Genomic DNA, 1539 nt, shown 5'->3' on the forward strand with positions numbered 1-1539 from the left:
CGTGCCTTCGTCGACTCCGCCCCGGTAATGGAGCGGGCCCTGGCCCGCAAGGCCGGACTGGGCTGGTTCGGCAAGAATGCCATGCTGCTCAACCCCAGGGCCGGTTCGCTGTTCTTCCTCGGTGAACTCTACACCGACTTGCCCCTGCCGGTTGACGCCCCCTTCGAAGAAGAGCATTGCGGCAGCTGCAATGCCTGTCGGACCGCCTGTCCCACCGGGGCCATCGTCGAGGACCGGGTGGTCGATTCGCGCGCTTGCATCTCCTATCTGACCATCGAGCTGTTCGGGGCCATTCCCGAACGCTATCGGGCGGCCATGGGCAATCGGGTCTTCGGCTGCGACGATTGCCAACTGGTCTGCCCCTTCACCCGCTTCACTCGTGTCAGCCGGGAAGCGGATTTCTCTCCCCGTCACGACCTGGACCGGGCCAGCCTGGTGTCGCTGTTCGCCTGGAGTGAAGCAGAGTTCCTGGAGAAGACTGCCGGCAGCCCCATCCGACGCATCGGCTACGAGCGCTGGTTGCGCAACCTGGCCGTGGGCCTGGGCAATGCCCCCTGGAGCGAGGCCGTGGAGGCCGCCCTGATGGCGCGCCTGCCCTATCCCTCCGACCTGGTGCGCGAGCACGTGCGCTGGGCGCTGGCGCGACAGCGGGATAACCGCCGGGCATTGATCGCCAGCGGCTAGCAGGATGTCGTTAGCGCTAGGCGCTTGGCGCTAGGCGCTTTTAGACGGGCGCTACTCCTCCTCGTCGCTCCGCTGGCTCGGCAGGCGCAGGAAGGTATCACGGTAATGCGCCAGCTCGGCGATGGACTCCTTGATGTCGTCCATGGCCAGGTGCGCATTGTGTTTCTCGAAGCCTGCCAGGGCCCCGGGATTCCAGCGGCGGGCGAGTTCCTTGAGGGTCGAGACATCCAGATTGCGGTAATGGAAGAAGGCCAGCAGCTCGGGCATTTCCCGTTCCAGGAAGCGCCGATCCTGGTGGACGCTGTTGCCGCACATCGGCGAAGTATCCGGGTCCACATGGGCATTGAGGAAGTCGAGCGTAAGACGCTCGGCCTCGGCGGTCTCGATATCGCTGCCCCTGATGCGCTCGACCAGCCCTGACTGGCCGTGGGTCTTGCGGTTCCAGTCGTCCATGCCCGCCAGCAGGCTCTCCGGCTGTCGAACGGCGATCACCGGCCCTTCGGCAACGAGATTGAGCTGGTTGTCTGTGATCAGGGTCGCGACCTCGATGATCCGCTCGCGGTTCGGGTCGAGCCCGGTCATCTCCAGATCGATCCACACCAGGCGGTTCTTGCGCGGATCCGTTGAGTCACTCTGCGGCTTGGTAGTCATGGCGGCCTTGTCAGTCATGGTAGTGGGTCCTCTCGACGCCGGCGACAGCGGACGCCCTGAATGCGTACAATACCTGCATTGTACCGAGCATCGGGCCCCCATGAGCAAACGAAACCTGAGCCGCCAGCAACGGTGGCGCATCGAGAAGATCCAGGCCGAGCGTGCCAGGCGTGCCGACAGGCTTGACGCTGACGATACCGACAG

The 1539-nt window shown here is 64.8% G+C and carries 2 protein-coding genes and 1 pseudogene; 2 read left to right on the plus strand and 1 reads right to left on the minus strand.

The window, feature by feature from the left end; genetic code table 11:
- Window positions 1–684: tRNA epoxyqueuosine(34) reductase QueG (gene queG, locus ACESMD_RS00585; RefSeq protein ID WP_372609358.1), on the plus strand; the 684-nt coding region annotated here is incomplete at its 5' end.
- A 51-nt stretch (window positions 685–735) separates the two neighbouring features.
- Here the strand turns inward: queG and orn are convergent.
- A complete protein-coding gene (gene orn / locus ACESMD_RS00590; protein ID WP_372609359.1) occupies window positions 736–1353 on the minus strand; it encodes an oligoribonuclease in 618 nt (205 codons plus the stop codon).
- An 82-nt stretch (window positions 1354–1435) separates the two neighbouring features.
- Here orn and ACESMD_RS00595 point away from each other — a divergent pair.
- Window positions 1436–1539, plus strand: a pseudogene (locus tag ACESMD_RS00595) (ribosome biogenesis GTPase RsgA); the annotation flags it as partial.

Source organism: Halomonas sp. (genome assembly GCF_041689495.1).
Lineage (GTDB): Bacteria > Pseudomonadota > Gammaproteobacteria > Pseudomonadales > Halomonadaceae > Halomonas.

What these genes read in the sequence shown, in the direction of transcription:
- orn (WP_372609359.1), bottom strand. Translation starts at nt 1,353, where the DNA reads ATGACTGACAAGGCCGCCATGACTACCAAGCCGCAGAGTGACTCAACG.